Source organism: Thalassospira profundimaris (assembly GCF_003326755.1).
GTDB lineage: Bacteria > Pseudomonadota > Alphaproteobacteria > Rhodospirillales > Thalassospiraceae > Thalassospira > Thalassospira profundimaris_B.
The window spans coordinates 1-15742 of the sequence record NZ_JPWH01000013.1 but is presented as its reverse complement, the minus strand read 5'-3'; the positions used below and the strand labels follow the sequence as shown (position 1 = coordinate 15742).

16 protein-coding genes are annotated in these 15742 nt (G+C 55.2%); 7 read left to right on the top strand and 9 right to left on the bottom strand.

Annotated elements, in window-relative coordinates; translation table 11 throughout:
• Positions 1–67: 67 nt before the first annotated feature.
• Together TH25_RS15260 and TH25_RS15255 are read left to right on the top strand one after the other, a co-directional pair.
• Positions 68–1483 (top strand): M16 family metallopeptidase, encoded by a 1416-nt coding sequence (locus tag TH25_RS15260; protein ID WP_114089226.1) that lies wholly within the window; start codon positions 68–70, stop codon positions 1481–1483.
• Position 1484: 1 nt separating this feature from the next.
• Positions 1485–2834, top strand: coding sequence for a M16 family metallopeptidase (locus TH25_RS15255; RefSeq protein ID WP_114089225.1), 1350 nt, complete (start codon positions 1485–1487; stop codon positions 2832–2834).
• Positions 2835–2909: 75 nt separating this feature from the next.
• Here TH25_RS15255 and TH25_RS15250 read toward each other — a convergent pair whose 3' ends face one another.
• Positions 2910–3500 (bottom strand): hypothetical protein, encoded by a 591-nt coding sequence (locus TH25_RS15250; RefSeq protein ID WP_114089224.1) that lies wholly within the window; start codon positions 3498–3500, stop codon positions 2910–2912.
• A gap of 108 nt (positions 3501–3608) precedes the next feature.
• On the opposite strand from TH25_RS15250, the gene TH25_RS15245 reads away from it, so the two are divergent.
• Both TH25_RS15245 and mutL read left to right on the top strand, forming a co-directional pair.
• Complete coding sequence (locus TH25_RS15245; RefSeq protein ID WP_114089223.1) at positions 3609–4511, top strand: LysR family transcriptional regulator; 903 nt, start codon at positions 3609–3611, stop codon at positions 4509–4511.
• Positions 4512–4664: 153 nt separating this feature from the next.
• Positions 4665–6635: a DNA mismatch repair endonuclease MutL gene (gene mutL / locus TH25_RS15240; protein ID WP_114089222.1), complete on the top strand. Its 1971-nt coding sequence runs from the start codon at positions 4665–4667 to the stop codon at positions 6633–6635.
• 10 nt (positions 6636–6645) lie between these two features.
• Here the strand turns inward: mutL and TH25_RS15235 are convergent, their stop codons facing one another.
• From TH25_RS15235 to TH25_RS15220, 4 genes are all read right to left on the bottom strand, one after another.
• Complete coding sequence (locus TH25_RS15235; RefSeq protein WP_114089221.1) at positions 6646–8058, bottom strand: pentapeptide repeat-containing protein; 1413 nt, start codon at positions 8056–8058, stop codon at positions 6646–6648.
• Between the two features lie 117 nt (positions 8059–8175).
• Entirely contained in the window at positions 8176–9075 is a 900-nt protein-coding gene (locus TH25_RS15230; RefSeq protein ID WP_114089220.1) for an OmpA family protein, read from the bottom strand.
• Positions 9076–9145: 70 nt separating this feature from the next.
• Positions 9146–9919, bottom strand: a complete 774-nt coding sequence (locus TH25_RS15225) for a motility protein A (RefSeq protein ID WP_114089219.1) — start codon at positions 9917–9919, stop codon at positions 9146–9148.
• 240 nt (positions 9920–10159) lie between these two features.
• Complete coding sequence (locus TH25_RS15220; RefSeq protein WP_220151419.1) at positions 10160–11044, bottom strand: GNAT family N-acetyltransferase; 885 nt, start codon at positions 11042–11044, stop codon at positions 10160–10162.
• 150 nt (positions 11045–11194) lie between these two features.
• Here TH25_RS15220 and TH25_RS15215 point away from each other — a divergent pair, with 150 nt between their 5' ends.
• On the top strand, positions 11195–12313 hold the full coding sequence (locus TH25_RS15215) for a siderophore-interacting protein (protein WP_114089218.1): 1119 nt from the start codon (positions 11195–11197) through the stop codon (positions 12311–12313).
• A 97-nt stretch (positions 12314–12410) separates the two neighbouring features.
• Positions 12411–12854, top strand: a complete 444-nt coding sequence (mntR, locus tag TH25_RS15210; RefSeq protein WP_114089217.1) for a manganese-binding transcriptional regulator MntR — start codon at positions 12411–12413, stop codon at positions 12852–12854.
• A gap of 78 nt (positions 12855–12932) precedes the next feature.
• Here the strand turns inward: mntR and TH25_RS15205 are convergent, their stop codons facing one another.
• The 3 genes from TH25_RS15205 to TH25_RS15195 all read right to left on the bottom strand — a co-directional run bounded on the left by TH25_RS15205 (position 12933) and on the right by TH25_RS15195 (position 14344).
• Positions 12933–13562 (bottom strand): phytanoyl-CoA dioxygenase family protein, encoded by a 630-nt coding sequence (locus tag TH25_RS15205; RefSeq protein WP_181847648.1) that lies wholly within the window; start codon positions 13560–13562, stop codon positions 12933–12935.
• A gap of 202 nt (positions 13563–13764) precedes the next feature.
• Positions 13765–14046, bottom strand: coding sequence for a hypothetical protein (locus tag TH25_RS15200; protein ID WP_114089215.1), 282 nt, complete (start codon positions 14044–14046; stop codon positions 13765–13767).
• Complete coding sequence (locus TH25_RS15195; RefSeq protein ID WP_147253030.1) at positions 14030–14344, bottom strand: hypothetical protein; 315 nt, start codon at positions 14342–14344, stop codon at positions 14030–14032. Before TH25_RS15195 ends, TH25_RS15200 begins: the two co-directional genes overlap by 17 nt.
• Before the next feature lie 112 nt (positions 14345–14456).
• Between TH25_RS15195 and TH25_RS15190 the strand changes: the two genes are divergently transcribed.
• Positions 14457–14987: a GNAT family N-acetyltransferase gene (locus tag TH25_RS15190; protein ID WP_114089213.1), complete on the top strand. Its 531-nt coding sequence runs from the start codon at positions 14457–14459 to the stop codon at positions 14985–14987.
• 55 nt (positions 14988–15042) lie between these two features.
• Here the strand turns inward: TH25_RS15190 and TH25_RS15185 are convergent, their stop codons facing one another.
• Positions 15043–15651, bottom strand: a complete 609-nt coding sequence (locus TH25_RS15185; RefSeq protein WP_114089212.1) for a phage tail protein — start codon at positions 15649–15651, stop codon at positions 15043–15045.
• Positions 15652–15742 lie beyond the last annotated feature (91 nt).

Sequence of the window (15742 nt, the reverse complement as noted above, 5' to 3'; positions counted from 1 at the left end):
GTGTGACAAGTGGCAGGTTATAAAAAGAATTCGCTAAATTCCCGGACAGATCCCCAAGGAAGACAGCATGAAATTTTCGTCCCAACGTGTTTGGCATCGCTTTCCGGTCGTGCTTCCGGTTTTGCTGCTGGTGCTGGTAACGCTTGCCCCGCTGGCGCAGGCCGGGGTTTTTAACCCCAAAACAACAACTTTATCGAATGGCATGCAGGTGGTGCTGGTGGAAAACCACCGTGCCCCGGTTGTCACCCAAATGGTGTGGTACAAGGTCGGTGCCGCCGATGAAGTGCCCGGTACCTCGGGTATTGCCCATTTTCTGGAACATCTGATGTTCAAGGGCACCAAAAAGATTGCCCCGGGTGAATTTTCCAAAATCGTGGCGCGCAATGGCGGCCAGGACAATGCCTTTACCGCCTGGGATTATACCGCCTATTTCCAGAATATCGCCCGGGACCGCCTGGGTATGGTGATGGAAATGGAAGCCGACCGTATGCAGAACCTGCAATTGAGCGACAAGGTGGTCCTGCCCGAACGCGACGTGATTATTGAAGAACGCCGCATGCGGATCGACAATAACCCCAGTGCGCTTCTGGGCGAGCAAATGCGCAATGCCCTTTTCATGCAGCATCCCTATGGGCGGCCAATTATTGGCTGGCTGCATGAAATGAAGCAACTGACCACCGAAGATGCCATGAATTGGTACAAGAAATGGTATGCGCCCAATAATGCCATTCTGGTGGTGGCCGGTGACATCACGATGGACGAGCTCAAGCCGATGGCCGAAAAATATTACGGCAGCATTCCGGCCCGTGAGGTTCCCAAACGCGTGCGTGTGACGGAACCGACCCAGCACGCTCCGCGCAAGGTGACATTGACCGACGCCCGTGTCGGCCAGCCGTCCATGTCGCGCTATTATCTGGCTCCGTCCTATAATACCGAACATTCTGACGAAGCCGCCCCGCTGGAAATATTTAGCGAAATTCTCGGCTCCGGCACCACCAGCCGTCTTTATAAATCGCTGGTGGTGGACCAGAAGCTCGCCACATCGGCAGGCAGTTTTTATGACCCGGTGGCAATGGACCTTTCGACTTTCGGGTTTTATGCAGTGCCGCGTGACGGGGTTGAAATGGCGGATCTTGAAGCGGCCCTGGATGCTGAAATTGCCAAAACCCTGAAAGACGGCATTACCCAGAAGGAACTGGATGACGCCCGTCAGCGCCTGCTTGATAGTGCGGTTTTTGCCCGCGATTCGCTTTCGGCCGGGGCACGGACACTGGGCGAGGCCCTGGCTGTTGGCCTGACGGTGGACCAGGTGGAAAGCTGGCCGGACCGTATCAAGGCTGTCACGCTCGATCAGGTTAATGCGGCAGCGCGCAATGTGCTGGATGACAAACGGTCTGTCACGGGCTGGCTGTTGCGGCCCAAGGGGGCCAAAGGCCCCGGTATGCCCACGGCCCCCGTAACCGGTACGATGGAGACGCATTGATATGGCCTTTTCATTGAAAAACACATCGCGCCAGTTTGCCTTTGGTCTGGTCGCACTGGTGGCACTGACCGGGTTTGATATGGCCCCGGCCAAGGCAGTTGAGGTGCAGGAAGTGGTCAGCAAGGGCGGGATCAAGGCCTGGCTGATCGAGGATCATTTAAACCCGCTGCTGACCATTGATTTCGCCTTCAAGGGGGCCGGTGCCGCGACCGACCCCGATGGCAAGCTGGGCCGGGCCAACATGGTTTCGGGCCTGCTTGATGAAGGGGCGGGCGATATGGACAGTCAGACCTTTCGGGGCTTGATGGAAAACAAATCGATCAGCCTGTCCTATGATGCCGGGCGCGATGACTTTACCGGATCGGTGGTGACATTAACCCGCGAACGCCCGACCGCGATTAACCTGTTGAAACTGTCGCTGACATCGCCGCGTTTTGATGACGAGGCGGTGGAACGCATTCGTTCCCAGATCGTGGCGGGTCTGAAGCAGCAGGAAACCGACCCCGGCTCGATGGCCCAGCGCGCCTTTTTCAAAAGCGTGTTTGGCACCCATCCCTATGCCCGCCCGGTAGAAGGCACCTTTGAAACGGTCAATGACCTGAAGGTTGCCGACCTGCGCGATTTCGTCAAACAGTCGCTGGCGCGCGACAATCTGGTGATTGGGGTTGCGGGCGATATTACCGCCAGGGAACTTGGCCCGCTTCTGGACGAGGCCTTTGGTGGCCTGCCGGAACACAGCAAAGTCCCGGAAATTCCGGCGGTAACGCCTAAGTTTGGCGGGGACGTGCAGGTGATTGCGCAGGATAACCCGCAAAGCCAGGCGATTTGGGGCCAAAAGGGCATTGATCGCAAGGACAAGGATTTTTACGCCGCCTATGTGATGAATTACATTCTGGGCGGGGGCGGTTTTTCATCGCGCCTGACCGAGGAAGTGCGCGAAAAACGCGGCCTTGCCTATGGCGTTTACAGCTATCTTGCCAATCTGGACGAAGCCAATTTCATGATGGGCGGTGTTGCCACCCGTAATGATGCGATTGGCAAAAGCCTGTCGGTCATTCGCGATGAATGGCAGAAAATGAAGGATAAGGGCATTAGCCAAACCGAACTGGACAATGCCAAATCCTATCTGACCGGGGCCTTCCCGCTGCGCTTTACCAGCCTGGGCAATCTTTCGGGCATGCTGGTCGGCATGCAGGCCGAAGATTTGGGGATCGATTTCCTCGATAAGCGCAATGATTACGTCAATGCGGTGACGCTTGATGATGTCAACCGGGTGGCAAAGCAGTTGCTCGACCCGGATCATGTGACCGCCATTGTGGTGGGCAAGCCGGAAGGCAAGCTGAGTTTTTAGCAAACGACATGCGTTTGGAACTTCCAGGACAGGGCCTGTATCAAACCGATGCAGGCCCTGTTTTTTGCCCGATTGTCAGGAGGGCTGGGCAGATGCCGTGAAATTCCGCCGAATAAACGGGCGGGCAAATGTCAGTGCGATGACAAGGCCAAAGGCCAGGCAAATCAGATAGACCGACATGAAATTTTGATAGGATAAAAACGGGGCCACTTTGCGCGCCACCCCGAAAAGCGAGGCAAACAGCCATGAAACAGAGCTGATGGCACCAGCGACACTGCAAATCAGAATTTGAAAGTTGGTGATTTTGCTTTGGCCCCCGGCAAAAAGCGGGAAGGCGTAAAAATGCAGGAACAGGCCGTTGAGGGTCAGGATCGCCACCACGGTGACTTTCGCAAAAACCTTGCCGTTTGCCATAATCGCAGCCAGGTCAAATCCAATCCCCATGCCAATCAGCGCCACGCCGGAAATCCACAGCATCGCCAGCCAAAAGGCGGTGTTTCGCGCATCTTTGGCAAGGTCGCGTCGACCCGCATGATACGCGCCGCTTAACATTGCCAAATCCGCCCTGGCAACCAGCACAATGGCAAACGCAAAGGAAAACAGGTGGGCAATCAGCACCGCCTGATAAATAAGCGCCTTAAGAAAATCGGGGCTAGCAAGTGTCATATTATGCAACCTTGGTAAAGTTTTGTCCGCTCCTGGCAAAACCTACTGACAGTCTCATTCAATAAAAATTCTATTGTTTTGCTAATCATGTTCAAATAATTTGAAGATATGGCAGAAATCACCCTCGATCAGCTCAAGGTTTTTGTGTGTATCGCGGAACTGGGAAGTTTTGCGGCAGCGGCGCGTCATTTGAACAGAACGCAGTCGGCGATTACCTATGCCGTGCAAAAGCTGGAATCCCAGACAGGACTGGTCTTGTTTGATCGCGACATGTATCGCCCCACATTGACCCGGGCCGGGCATTTGTTGCTGCCTTATGCGCAAAAGGTGCAAAGTGACGTCTCGGAATATTGGCGCAAGGCGGCGGGTATTTCGCGGGGGCTTGAGGCCTCGGTCACGATTTCTGTTAGCCAGTTTGTTTCGCCCGATCCGGTGATTGATACCCTTATCGATTTTCAGGAGCAGTTTCCGACGGTCCGGGTGGAATTGATGACGCAGACGATTCAGCGCGCCGAAATTCTGGATGATGGTCTTGCGGATATCGCCATCATGCCGGAATTTTTGCCAATGGGCGGCGGCTATATCCGTTATTCCTGTGGTACGGAACGGATGGTTGCCGTTGCGGCACCGGACCATCCGCTCGCCGCCCGGCAAACGGCGTTATATCCGACGGACATGCAGCAGCATTTGCAAATCATGGTTTCGGGCCGGATCGAGGGGCGCGACAAACGAAATTATGCCCTTCAGGCCCCGGATTTTTGGAAAACCGATGATTTGAACATGAAAAAAAGCATGATTCTGCGCGGGGCCGGGTGGGGCGCGCTGCCTGAATATATGGTCTGTGCTGATATTACAGCCGGTCGTCTGGTGGAACTCTCGCCAGTGGAATGGGACGGGCTGGATCAATTGCCCGAACTCAGGATCGTGGTGGCTTATCGCCGGGACAAGGTGTTGGGCCCGGCAGGGTTATGGTTTGCCAGGGCCCTGTCGCAACAATGGCAGCCGGAATAGCCTGCTTTCAGGCATGAAAAGACGATAGATGCCTATGATCCGCCCGCATTGGCGGGAACCGGATTGTGAGGGCTCATCCATTTTTGCCGCCCCTGTTGCTTTTGGGGCCTGTGCCCTTCTATATAGGGGAACGAACAACACAGGCTTTTGTTTATGTCGCTGCGCATTCTGCCCCAGAACCTGATCAATCAGATTGCCGCCGGTGAGGTGGTGGAGCGCCCGGCTGCGGCGCTGAAGGAACTGGTGGAAAATGCCCTGGATGCCGGGGCAAAAAAGGTCGATGTCGCCCTGCGCGAAGGCGGTCGGACCCTGCTTTCTGTCACCGATGATGGAAGGGGCATGACGCCAGATGAACTGATGATGGCGGTTGAGCGCCATGCGACATCGAAATTGCCCGATGATGACCTGTTTAACATTGCCTTCATGGGGTTTCGCGGCGAGGCATTGCCCTCTATCGGCTCTGTCTCGCGGATGCGCCTGACCAGCCGCACCAAGGGGGCGGATAGCGCCTGGACCCTGAGTGTCGAGGGCGGTTTAAAGGGCGAGCCGGAACCTGCCGCCCATCCGTTTGGCACACGGGTGGAAGTGCGCGATTTGTTTTATGCGACGCCGGCGCGGTTGAAATTTCTTAAAACCGCCCGGACCGAGCAAATGTATGCCCGCGAGATCATGGAACGCCTGGCAATGGCGCGACCGGATGTCAGCTTCAGTTTAAGCGGGGATAACAACAAATCGATCCTGAATTATCCGGCCTGTGCGGGGGATTTGTTTGATGCGCGGTTAAAACGGCTGGGGGCCGTCATGGGCCGCGAATTTCAGGATAATGCCCTGCAGATCGAGGCGGAACGCGAAGGTATTCGCCTGACCGGCTATGCCGGGGTGCCGACCCTTAACCGGGGTAATGCGCAAATGCAGTTTCTGTTTGTCAATGGCCGCCCGGTCAAGGACCGGCTGTTGCAAGGCGCAGTGCGCGGTGCCTATCAGGATTTTCTGGCCCGTGACCGGCATCCGTTACTTGCCCTGTTTCTGGATTTGGAACCACGCGATGTGGATGTGAATGTGCATCCCGGCAAAACCGAAGTGCGCTTTCGCGACCCGGGGCTGGTGCGCGGCCTGATTGTGGGGGCGTTGAAACATGCCCTGGCCGGGGCCGGGCACCGGGCCTCCACCACGGTGGCCGATATGGCAATGGGGGCGGTACGCCGCGAGGGTGAATTGCCCGGCGGTACGGCAGGCTATGGTGCGGCGCGACCTGGGATCAGTGGCTATGGCGGTTATGGCAGTGCATCCTCCTATCCCGGCCATCAGGCGATTGAACGCAATTATGCTGCCCAGGCCCCGCTTGATAACGGGCGTGGCCCGGCGATTGGCGGGCTGTTTGACCGCCCGCGTGATTTTGGCGGGCATCCGGCGGGGGCAGATGGCACGGCACATACCGGGAATGACGGCTTTGCTGGCGCGGCGGCAGCGGCCCTTGCCGGGGGTTATGCCAGCGCATCGCCATCGGCGCGCATTGACGCCACCGATGATGCCCGGTTTGTCGATCACCCCCTGGGGGCGGCACGCGGGCAGGTGCATGCCAATTACATCATCGCGCAAACCCGCGACGGGCTGGTGATTGTTGATCAGCACGCCGCCCATGAACGCATTGTCTATGAACGCATGAAGGCGGACCTTGCCGAAACCGGGGTGAAGCGCCAGGGGCTGTTATTGCCCGAAGTGGTGGAGCTTGATGAATCCGGGGCCGAGCGTGTGGCCGACCGGGCCGAAGAATTTGCCCAACTCGGGCTGGTGATTGAGCCCTTTGGTCCCGGTGCGCTGGTGGTGCGCGAAGTGCCCGCGATGCTGGGCAAGGTTGATGTCGCGGCTTTGGTCCGTGATTTGGCCGACGAACTGGCCGAACTGGGGCAGGGCATGGCACTCAAGGACCGTTTGATGCACGTTTGTGCGACAATGGCCTGTCATGGCTCCGTTCGCTCGGGCCGCAAGCTGAATGCCGACGAAATGAATGCGCTTTTGCGCCAGATGGAAGCCACCCCGCATTCCGGCCAGTGCAATCATGGTCGCCCGACCTATGTGGAACTGAAATTAAACGACATTGAAAAGATGTTTGGCCGTCGTTAGGCGGGATTTTCTAGACCGTTTTAAGCTTCATGTCGCGGGGCAGGCGGGTATTGGCATTGATGCGTGCCCGCTGGATCTGTTCGGAAAACAGGCCCTTGGCCGATGACAGGTCGGCATCGCGCAGGTCGGTTTGCGAGAGGTTACAGCCACTGAAATCGCATTGCGGCAGTTTGGCCCCGCGCAGATTGGCATTGGCCAGATCCGCCCCCAAAAACACCGTTCCAGCCATTTGGGCATCTTTGAAATTGGCACCGCTGAGGCGGCTGGCGGCCAGAATGGCGTTTTTCAGGTTGGCCCCGGTGAAATTCGCCATCGTCAAATCGCAGCGCCGCAAAACAGCCCCTTCGCAATTGGCATTGTGCAAGGATGCCTGTGGCAAAACACAGCGTGTTAAATCAATGCCTTCCAGATCCTCGTTGCGCAAATCGGCATGGTCGAAAGACACCATTTGCCCTTCTTTGCCCCCGGTATCGACCCAGGTTTTGTGGGTCAAAAGGGCGGTTTTGATGTCAATCTCGATCAGGTTCTGATCATCGCCGCTTGCGTGCTCATCGTCGTCTTTGTCCTCGTCCTTCGCTTCAGTTGCGGGAGGGGCCTTGGCGTCGGGTACTGGTGCGGTCTCAAGCGGCAGGGGGGATTTGGCCGCATCCTGGTTGGAGCGCACAAGGTCACTGGCATCCAGTGTTGTGGGCTGGGGTCGTTCACCCGCCGGTGCAGCCAGATCTTCGTCTGACAGGGCCGGACCTGACCCGCTTGTCCCGCGTCCCTTGCGAAGTGGCAGGCGCGAAACGCTTGCTGTTTTGCGGGTCGGGCGCAGAATAACCCCGGCATTGGATTGCCGTGCGCTGCGCAAAGCCGGCAAATCCGTGTTGCTCTGGTCGTCGGGGTCGCTGCCCGTCATCCCCGCATCGTTCGGGGCGGCGTCGGGGGTATCGTTCGCGCCGCGTTCCGCAACGGGCGGGGTGGTTTCGGCTGTTTTTTGCGGGGAGGGGCCAAAATAATCCCCGTCGAGCACAAAGCGGCGCGGCGTTGCGACAACCGTATTGACGATGCGGTTCAAGCGGTCAGGATTGACAGGCTGGCGAAAAACACCCTCGATGCCCACGGCAACCGCACGGCGCATGGCATCGCGGCTCAGCGATTTTGCGCCCAGCAGGACCGGCACCTGGTTGAAATAGGGGTCGTTATTGCGCGACAGCGCGCGCAGATAGCCGATGGTTTTTATGCCCTGATAACCATCGAGTTGCAGGCTGACCATCACCAGGTTTGGACGATAGCGATGGGCCATTGCCAGGGTTTCTTCCTGGGTTTCACTGGTATAAAAGGCGCTGATATTCAGCGGCTGCAACGCTTTGCGCACAAGGCTGGCGGCCTTGGGGCTGTAATCGGCATAGAGGATGGATAACTCCGGTATCGACGACATTTGACTGCAGCATATCCTGAGAGAAAACTATACCATTGAATATGGTGATATATACCGATTTGTGCAGAGGCAAGCACAATCTATTTTTCATGCCCGGATTTTCAGGTCGCTCTACAATCAGGGCCGTGCGCGGCGGATAAACCCTGTACCGGGACGGTTGCTCTGTTCTTCCACTGCCGGGGCGGTACTTTGTTCCGCATCGCCGGAGGGGGCGTTTGTCGCCGGCGCATTTTTGCTGGCAGCGGGATCTTCCAGAATGATGGTCAGTTCCACCCGGCGGTTTTTCGCACGGCCTTCGGGCGTGTCGTTATCGGCAATCGGGCGGCTGTCGCCAAATCCCTGCAGGATCAGGCGTTTGGGGTCCATATGGTCCTTGTCGATCATCCAGTGCAGCACCGATGTCGCGCGCGAGGCGGAAAGATCCCAGTTGGACTGAAAAAATGACGAGGATGACAGCGGAATATTGTCGGTATGACCGGCAACGATCACAGTCCCCTCGGTTTGTTTGATCACCGGTAAAACCCGGTCCAGAATGGCCCCGAAATTTTCCGTCATTTTCGAGGAACCGGATGGAAAGGCGATTTCGTCGGGAAAGCGCATTACAACTTCGTCGCCCTTTCGCTCGATCCCGATCTGGTCGTTCAATCCCATCTTTTTCAGAACGGTGCCCAGGGTATCTTGGAGTTTTTCTGCCTGTTCCTGCCCGGTATCGGTTTTTTCGATTTCGACTTTGGGTGTTTGAACCGGCGGCAATTCGGTCACAACGCGCGGCGTATCGGGCGAGGGGTTTTTAATCGCCTTGCCCAGCAGCGACCCGTCCATTTCAATCACCCCGGCCAACTGGTCATCCTTGGCAAAGCCAAAGGCGGATTTGACCGATCCGGCAATGGCCTTGTATTTCACCACATCCATTTCGGCAAATGTCAGCAGCAATACAAACAGCACCAGCAACAGCGACATCAGGTCGGCAAATGTCGCCATCCATGCGGGTGCGCCTGCTGCGGGTTTATTGGCCATGAGACAAGATTATCCGGGTTATGTGAAAACAGAAATGGCGGGCCGGGGCGGGCTGTTCGCCGTTACGCGATCAGGCGCCTTCGGCAGCTTCGGTATCCGCCGGAATGCCACCGGGCAAATAGGGACCAAGAATTTCTTTCATCACCATCGGGCTTTGGCTGGCCTGTATTTGAACGACCGATTCAACAATAAGTTCCTTGGTGTTGCGTAATTGTTCAACTTTCAGGGCCAGTTTGTCGGCAATGGGAATGGCGATCAGATTTGCCAGCACGGCCCCGTAAAAGGTGGTGAGCATGGCAATCGCCATTGCCGGGCCAATGGCGGCCGGGTCCGACAGGTTTGCCAGCATTTGCACCAGACCAACCAGGGTGCCGATCATGCCAAAGGCCGGGGCGGTTTCGCCAATGCCGCGAAACATCAGTTCGCCCAGCTCGTCGCGCTGGATCGATTTGGCAACCTCGGCGGAAACGGAGCTTCTGACCACCTCGCCACTATGCCCGTCCACACACATGCGGATGCCGCGCTTCATCACCTCGTTTTCAATCTCGACACTTTCCAGACCCAAAAGGCCGTTTTTGCGCACGAGTGCCGACAGCTCCATTGCCTTGTCGTAAATGGATTGCGGGTCTTCCTTGGGGTTCTTAAAGGCAATAGCAATGCCGGTTTTCATCGATTTGATAACATCGCGCATCGGAAACTTGATCAGCGTTGCCGCCGCCGTGCCGCCGAAAACCACCATAATGGACGGCACATCGATAAAGGCACCAAGGCTGCCACCCATGAAAATGGCACCGACAATGACGGCCATTCCGGCAATAATTCCAATGAGTGTTGCAATATCCATTCTGTATGACTGCTATCTGTTGTGGTTTACCAGATCAAACGGGGCGGTTTTGTGCCAATATACAAGTAATTGGTGATGTGCCAGTCGATTTCCATAGTCAAACCGATTTTATTCCCCACCTGCAAAATGCCCTGCCACGCGATCTGTCGCTATCCTCATTTGAGGATACGATATCATGGATACGCTCATTTTAGATTGTGTGATCCGCTTTTCAATTGCAAGTAATGAGGGCGGCATGTGTTAGCCCAGTTCAAAACTGGTGATGCCAAAAATACGGTCAAGATCCAGTTTTGGATCGGGCCCGCGATACATCCGTGCCGTTTCAAACACTGCCGTCATCCCGTAATGTGCCGCAAGCCCGGCGGCAGCTGTGTTCGGTTCGGGAATATCCAGGTAAACCGGGCGGTCCTGGCTGTTTTCACGCCGTGCCAACAGCGCCTGAAACAGGCAATGGGCGTCGGCTTCATTTTCAGCAAAAAGCGGGCCGATTTTATGACCATCCAGACAGGGGCGGATCACGCCATACCCGCGAAGGCCCATCGGGCCATACAGGGCAAGGGCGGTGTGTTTTTCACTGCCGATCCAGCCTTTGAGGAACGATAGCCGCGATTCGCCAAACAGGTGCAGGCTTTGCTCATAGGCATCCACAACGGCAATATCGCCGATCTGCAGTTCATATAAATCGTCGGGCGGGGTGACATCGGATGGAGTGACATCGGACGGGGTGGGCAGAATGCCCGCCATGCGGATATTGCGATGGGCCAGCACAAAACCCGATTTGGCATAATTTTCCTGCTGGTCCACCACGCCATCCAGGCCAATGGTCTGGGCAACCGCATCTTCCAGCACGCTGTTCCACAGGCGCAGACCCAGCCCCTGACCGCGCCGGTCCGGGCGGCAGATATAAAACCCGATGAAGGCAAAATCGGCACTGTAGGTGACAAGTGACAGGGTTGCGACAAGGCCCTTTTTGTCAAACAGGCCCCAAAATCCTTCCGGGTCGGTGGTCGAAAAAATTGTGCCGTCGGCATGGCCGGGGTTCCAGCCCTCTGTTGCGGCCCATTGCTGCATGGTCGCGAGGTCATGGGGGCGGAGGCGGCGGATTTTTTCGGCAGGGGTCATCATATGTCCATCAAATCGTGTGGAGAATGCTATGGAATAACGCATTTCCCCGGCCAGAAAAAAGAATATCGACATTATTCGCCACAAAAATTTGCGAATGATTTTCATTTGTAATAAAAAGAGGTTTTCTGATTCCAACAGGCGGATAGCGTTATGACTTCGACCGAGCTTCATGCAACGACACAGGTCCGTGTACCCGACCCTGCGGCGGCGATGGATCTGTTATGTGATTTTTATCGCGAGCATGATTGTGATGTGCAGCAGAATGGCGAGATCACGGTGATTGCCGCCGGGCCAGGCACGTTTCGGCTGGGGACTGGTGATCAAAAACTCGGCATTACCGTGGCAGCGCCGACCGATACCGGTGTCAGCCAGCTTCAGACCAATATCATCACCCTGATTGACCGGATGGTGCCGGGGGCTGATGTCAATTGCCGCTGGCAGGGGGCGGGGCGGGGGCGTGCAGCAAATGGCAAGCTGCCCAATTTCCGGGAACTGACCGTGGGAAATGTGACCGACCTTGGTCCGGATATGCGCCGTTTGCGCCTGCATGGCGATGACCTTTCCCCGTATCGGGCGGGAAGTGGTATTCATGTGCGCCTGCTTGTTCCGCCCCAGGGCGAGACCATGCCGCAATGGCCTGGCCTGGGCGAAAATGGCATGCTGGTGTGGCCGACAGGTGAAAACCGGGTGGAACAGCGGACTTATACCATCCGGCGGATCAATGTGGATGAAGGCTGGATGGACATTGATTTTGTCCTTCATGGGGATAACGGCCCGGCATCGCGCTTTGCCGGTCATGCCGCGCCAGGGCAGCTTGTTGGTGTGACCGGCCCGATTGGCAATGACTTGCCCGATGCCGACTGGTATCTGTTTGCCGCAGATGAAACCGGCATTCCGGCTGTTTGCCATTATCTGGAGGCATTGCCGACCGATAAAACCGGCCAGGTGATTTTCGAGGTTTCAGGTCCCGGAGCAAAAATCGACATTCCTGCCCATCCCGGCTTTGAAACTGTCTGGGTGTTTCGCGATGGCACCTCTGCCGGAGGCAGTGCCGGACACGGGCAGTCTGGCCGTGCCAATCGGGCGGATTTTGCCACGGCGGTGTGCGATGTGGCGTTGCCGGATGACGGGCGCCGTATCTTTTGCTGGACCGCCAGCGAACAGGCGGTACACCGCCAGTTGCAACAGCATTTCCGCAAGGAATGCGGCCTGGGCCGCGATCAGTGCCTGGTCATGACATTCTGGCGGGCGGAAGGGCAGGACGGGTGAGTGTTTGATCACACTGCAAAAAGTTAGCCCATGCTAAATTGATTTTTGCTTTTGAAATTGATATGACAAAACAGTCGTTCAAAAGCGGGAGACGGGAATGGCCGGTGGGGCCGTGCTTCCAACCAAGGAAAATCATGCCGAAACCTTCGCCAGACTGCGCGATGCCCATGCGCGTGAAGTCACCGAAGATTATGTGGAAATGATTGCCGATCTGATCGTCGAGGAAGGCGAGGCCCGTGCCGTATCCCTGGCAGAACGTTTTGGCGTGACCCCGGCCACGGTGAACAATACCATCAAACGGCTGGAACGCGACGGCTTTGTCTCCAGCCGTCCTTACCGCTCCATTTTCCTGACCGAGGCCGGCCAGGCGCTGGCCGACAAATGCCGCGAACGCCATCAGATCGTGTATGACTTCCTGATCGCACTCGGCCTGGATGCCAAAATTGCCGAGTTTGATGCCGAGGGGATCGAGCATCATGTCAGCGCGGAAACGCTTGAGGTTTTTCGTAAATTCACCGAGGCACGCAAGACGGGCGATTAAGATGCTGTTGGCGGTTTTGTGCGCCAAACGGATGTTTTTTGTCTTAATGAATAAATGTATTGCGGATAAAGCCAGCGGTTACACATTGGTTCTATCGCAGTAATTTGCTGCTTCCAGTCGAATTTGTGTGGCGTGCGGATGCGTGATCGTTTCGGGAAACGTGGTGTTTTCCAGATGTTGTGATTTTCTCGCGCGGCGATAAAAACTTTCAGCCCGTCCAAGTAGGTTTTGTTGTGCTTTTATCCAGTCACGGGTCATCGTTGTGTTTTTCAAAGCCTGTTCAGGGGACCGGAACTCGACATAGAGTGTACGCCGCCGTTGCATTTGGGTCAGATTGTCAGAACAGTGAACCAGCATGACGTCATGGGTAATGATGTCGCCGCGCCGGGCCGGGATACATTGTGAGTTAACGCAATCATTTGTAAGGGGTGCGATATTTGCCCGGGAATGCTGGGTTCCCGGGATGATGCGCAGGGCGCCGTCAAGATCTTTGGCGTCGTCCAGATACAGGCCCACAGTATAAACCGGTCCTTGCCGGTCATGCACCATATCCTGATGCCAGTTGATTGTATTGCGTTCACCCAGGGTGCGAAATTGGGCCGATAAATAAATTGGCACGGCATTCTCGCCGCATAATTTCTTGCCCAGGCTGATCACCGCGGGATGGCCCAGAAAATACAGGGCCAGTATCGGGTCATGTGCCAGCAATTGGTTGATGCGAAATGCGGCGGGCTGCGGTTTTTGGTTGCCTGTACATATCGGAATGATACAGCAATCGGTAATTTGATGGCCTTGCTGGTGATCGGATATCAGCTTGTCGGTGAGTTGATCCAGCCGGTGAGATAGGAAATCGATGTCCTGACGATCTGCTGCCCCCGGGAGGTGGCAGTATCCGGTCGTTTTTATCCGGTTATGATTCGTGACGTGATTCATGATGACAGCTTTGTTCTGAAAAATCGGGCATTTGGCGCAACCACATGCGCATTTTGGGGAAAAGGATTATTTCATCTTGCGATACCCCGCTTGCCGGGGTGGGCATGCTGGCATCTGTCATGTCGAAAAATACCAGTAGCGGGACGCCAATGTTGCCGACATTCTGGAAATGCTCAGACAACCAGGGGCCTTCACCTTTGTAGCCGGATTCGTGGAATACAATATCTGCATCAAGGCCGATTTCACAGGCTGGCAGCATAAGACCAGGCCAGGGCCGCCATTTCCTCGCCGCCGTTCGTGCCGATATTCACATGTGCCCTGTTCCGGCTCTCTGGTGACATGACGGCAAGATGTCCTGCCTCATGCAGAATATCACCAGGATAAAGCAGCTTTCCATAATCTATCCGAAGCGTGCCGTGATCAATCAGGACGTCCGGCGGAAAACTTTCCTCAATGTTTCCTTCCAGTATGACAAGGCCGCAGTCAGCCATAAATTTAAAAATGGAAACAACTAAAGCGTGTGTTATTGTCATGATTAATTCCTGAGAAAATTTCATATTCAAAAATTATCGTTTTTATTGAGTATTTTGATGAGTTCTATTATATGCATATATACAACTTTTTGTTGAATTAGTTTTGTTTCTCAACTTTTCAATGGATGACTGCAAGATGCTGAATGGATTAAAAAACCTGCCGGGCGGAATTGCTGTTCGACCTGCGCGTAAAAGCGATTCTCCGTTTCTGCGCAAAATAAGTGATGACAAGTTTTCCGCGCTTAAAGAGCACCCGAAGCTGTCTCGCGATCAGGTCGAGCATTTGATGGAAATGCAGTTGCTGGCGCAAAGTGGTGCATATGGTGAAATGTTTCCCAATGCGGCCTATTTCATTGTTGAAAAAAATGGACAGTCGATTGGCAAGCTCAGTCTGGAATGGGATGGTGAAAGTGCGCGGCTGGTTGACCTTGGTTTTGTTCAAAAGGCACAGGGCAAAGGATTTGGCAAAATCATCATCAGGGCGCTTGTGGCTGCCTGTGACCAGGGGAAGTGTCCTTTAATCGTAACGTGTCCTGTTACAAAACCCGCGCTGATGGCTTTTCTGCAAAGTTATGACTTTATCCCTGTTTCCGATCCGGCAGGAGCCGCCCATATTTTAATGAAACGTGATATTTCCCAAATGCCGGTATCCGCACCCCGACAATAACACCACGAAAAAAGGAAGGGGTGGGATGATATTCCCAGCCCTTCCTTTTCCATAATCAGTTTCTTGACGGATATAGCCCTTGTAGTGCAATGCACCAGTTTACGCCCAGAGAAGGCTGCATATTATTGAAGGCGATTCCGTCTCCGCTCGTACCTACGGTAACTGTTCCAGTAGCACCACCTGCGGCGGAAACACCGCCAAGTTCCACCAGAGAGGAGGTATCCGGGTCTTCGACAAATACCGGATTTCCTCCAAACGGGCTATTTGAGCCAATAAAGTATCCATCTGCAGCTTGAGGCTTGGTTGCTGGCGACATAGATACCTGGACGCTGGCAACGAACCCGCCTGATGTCGGTGTAAATGTCGCGGTATGACTATGTGGTGGCATATTTGTTGTGTTCAGTGTGGTTGTTTCTGTTCCAAGTATCTGGCCCATCTGTCTGGGATATAAACCAATACCGGTGCCGTAGCCCATGGCAACCCGTCCGCGTAAATCAGGATATTGGAAAGTGCTTCTGCCATCGCCGCCAAATTGCGTGCCGAGTAGGGAGTAAAGTGCCGTGTTGCTGCTAATGGTTTCAAACTGACCGGCGCACCACGCCCAGTTACGTGGGGGGAAATTAAATCCGAAGCATGCCAGCATTCCGATAAAAGGATTATCCATTATCTTTTCCTGTCTTTGATGTTGTCATATTGAGCTGTTCGACGCGATGGGCGATTTTGCCTAGGCTCAGGACTCATTAATTGAGGTAAAA

What these genes read in the sequence shown, in the direction of transcription:
- TH25_RS15260 (WP_114089226.1), top strand. Translation starts at nt 68, where the DNA reads ATGAAATTTTCGTCCCAACGTGTTTGGCATCGCTTTCCGGTCGTGCTT.
- TH25_RS15255 (WP_114089225.1), top strand. Translation starts at nt 1,485, where the DNA reads ATGGCCTTTTCATTGAAAAACACATCGCGCCAGTTTGCCTTTGGTCTG.
- TH25_RS15250 (WP_114089224.1), bottom strand. Translation starts at nt 3,500, where the DNA reads ATGACACTTGCTAGCCCCGATTTTCTTAAGGCGCTTATTTATCAGGCG.
- TH25_RS15245 (WP_114089223.1), top strand. Translation starts at nt 3,609, where the DNA reads ATGGCAGAAATCACCCTCGATCAGCTCAAGGTTTTTGTGTGTATCGCG.
- mutL (WP_114089222.1), top strand. Translation starts at nt 4,665, where the DNA reads ATGTCGCTGCGCATTCTGCCCCAGAACCTGATCAATCAGATTGCCGCC.
- TH25_RS15235 (WP_114089221.1), bottom strand. Translation starts at nt 8,058, where the DNA reads ATGTCGTCGATACCGGAGTTATCCATCCTCTATGCCGATTACAGCCCC.
- TH25_RS15230 (WP_114089220.1), bottom strand. Translation starts at nt 9,075, where the DNA reads ATGGCCAATAAACCCGCAGCAGGCGCACCCGCATGGATGGCGACATTT.
- TH25_RS15225 (WP_114089219.1), bottom strand. Translation starts at nt 9,919, where the DNA reads ATGGATATTGCAACACTCATTGGAATTATTGCCGGAATGGCCGTCATT.
- TH25_RS15220 (WP_220151419.1), bottom strand. Translation starts at nt 11,044, where the DNA reads ATGATGACCCCTGCCGAAAAAATCCGCCGCCTCCGCCCCCATGACCTC.
- TH25_RS15215 (WP_114089218.1), top strand. Translation starts at nt 11,195, where the DNA reads ATGACTTCGACCGAGCTTCATGCAACGACACAGGTCCGTGTACCCGAC.
- mntR (WP_114089217.1), top strand. Translation starts at nt 12,411, where the DNA reads ATGGCCGGTGGGGCCGTGCTTCCAACCAAGGAAAATCATGCCGAAACC.
- TH25_RS15200 (WP_114089215.1), bottom strand. Translation starts at nt 14,046, where the DNA reads ATGCTGCCAGCCTGTGAAATCGGCCTTGATGCAGATATTGTATTCCAC.
- TH25_RS15195 (WP_147253030.1), bottom strand. Translation starts at nt 14,344, where the DNA reads ATGAAATTTTCTCAGGAATTAATCATGACAATAACACACGCTTTAGTT.
- TH25_RS15190 (WP_114089213.1), top strand. Translation starts at nt 14,457, where the DNA reads ATGCTGAATGGATTAAAAAACCTGCCGGGCGGAATTGCTGTTCGACCT.
- TH25_RS15185 (WP_114089212.1), bottom strand. Translation starts at nt 15,651, where the DNA reads ATGGATAATCCTTTTATCGGAATGCTGGCATGCTTCGGATTTAATTTC.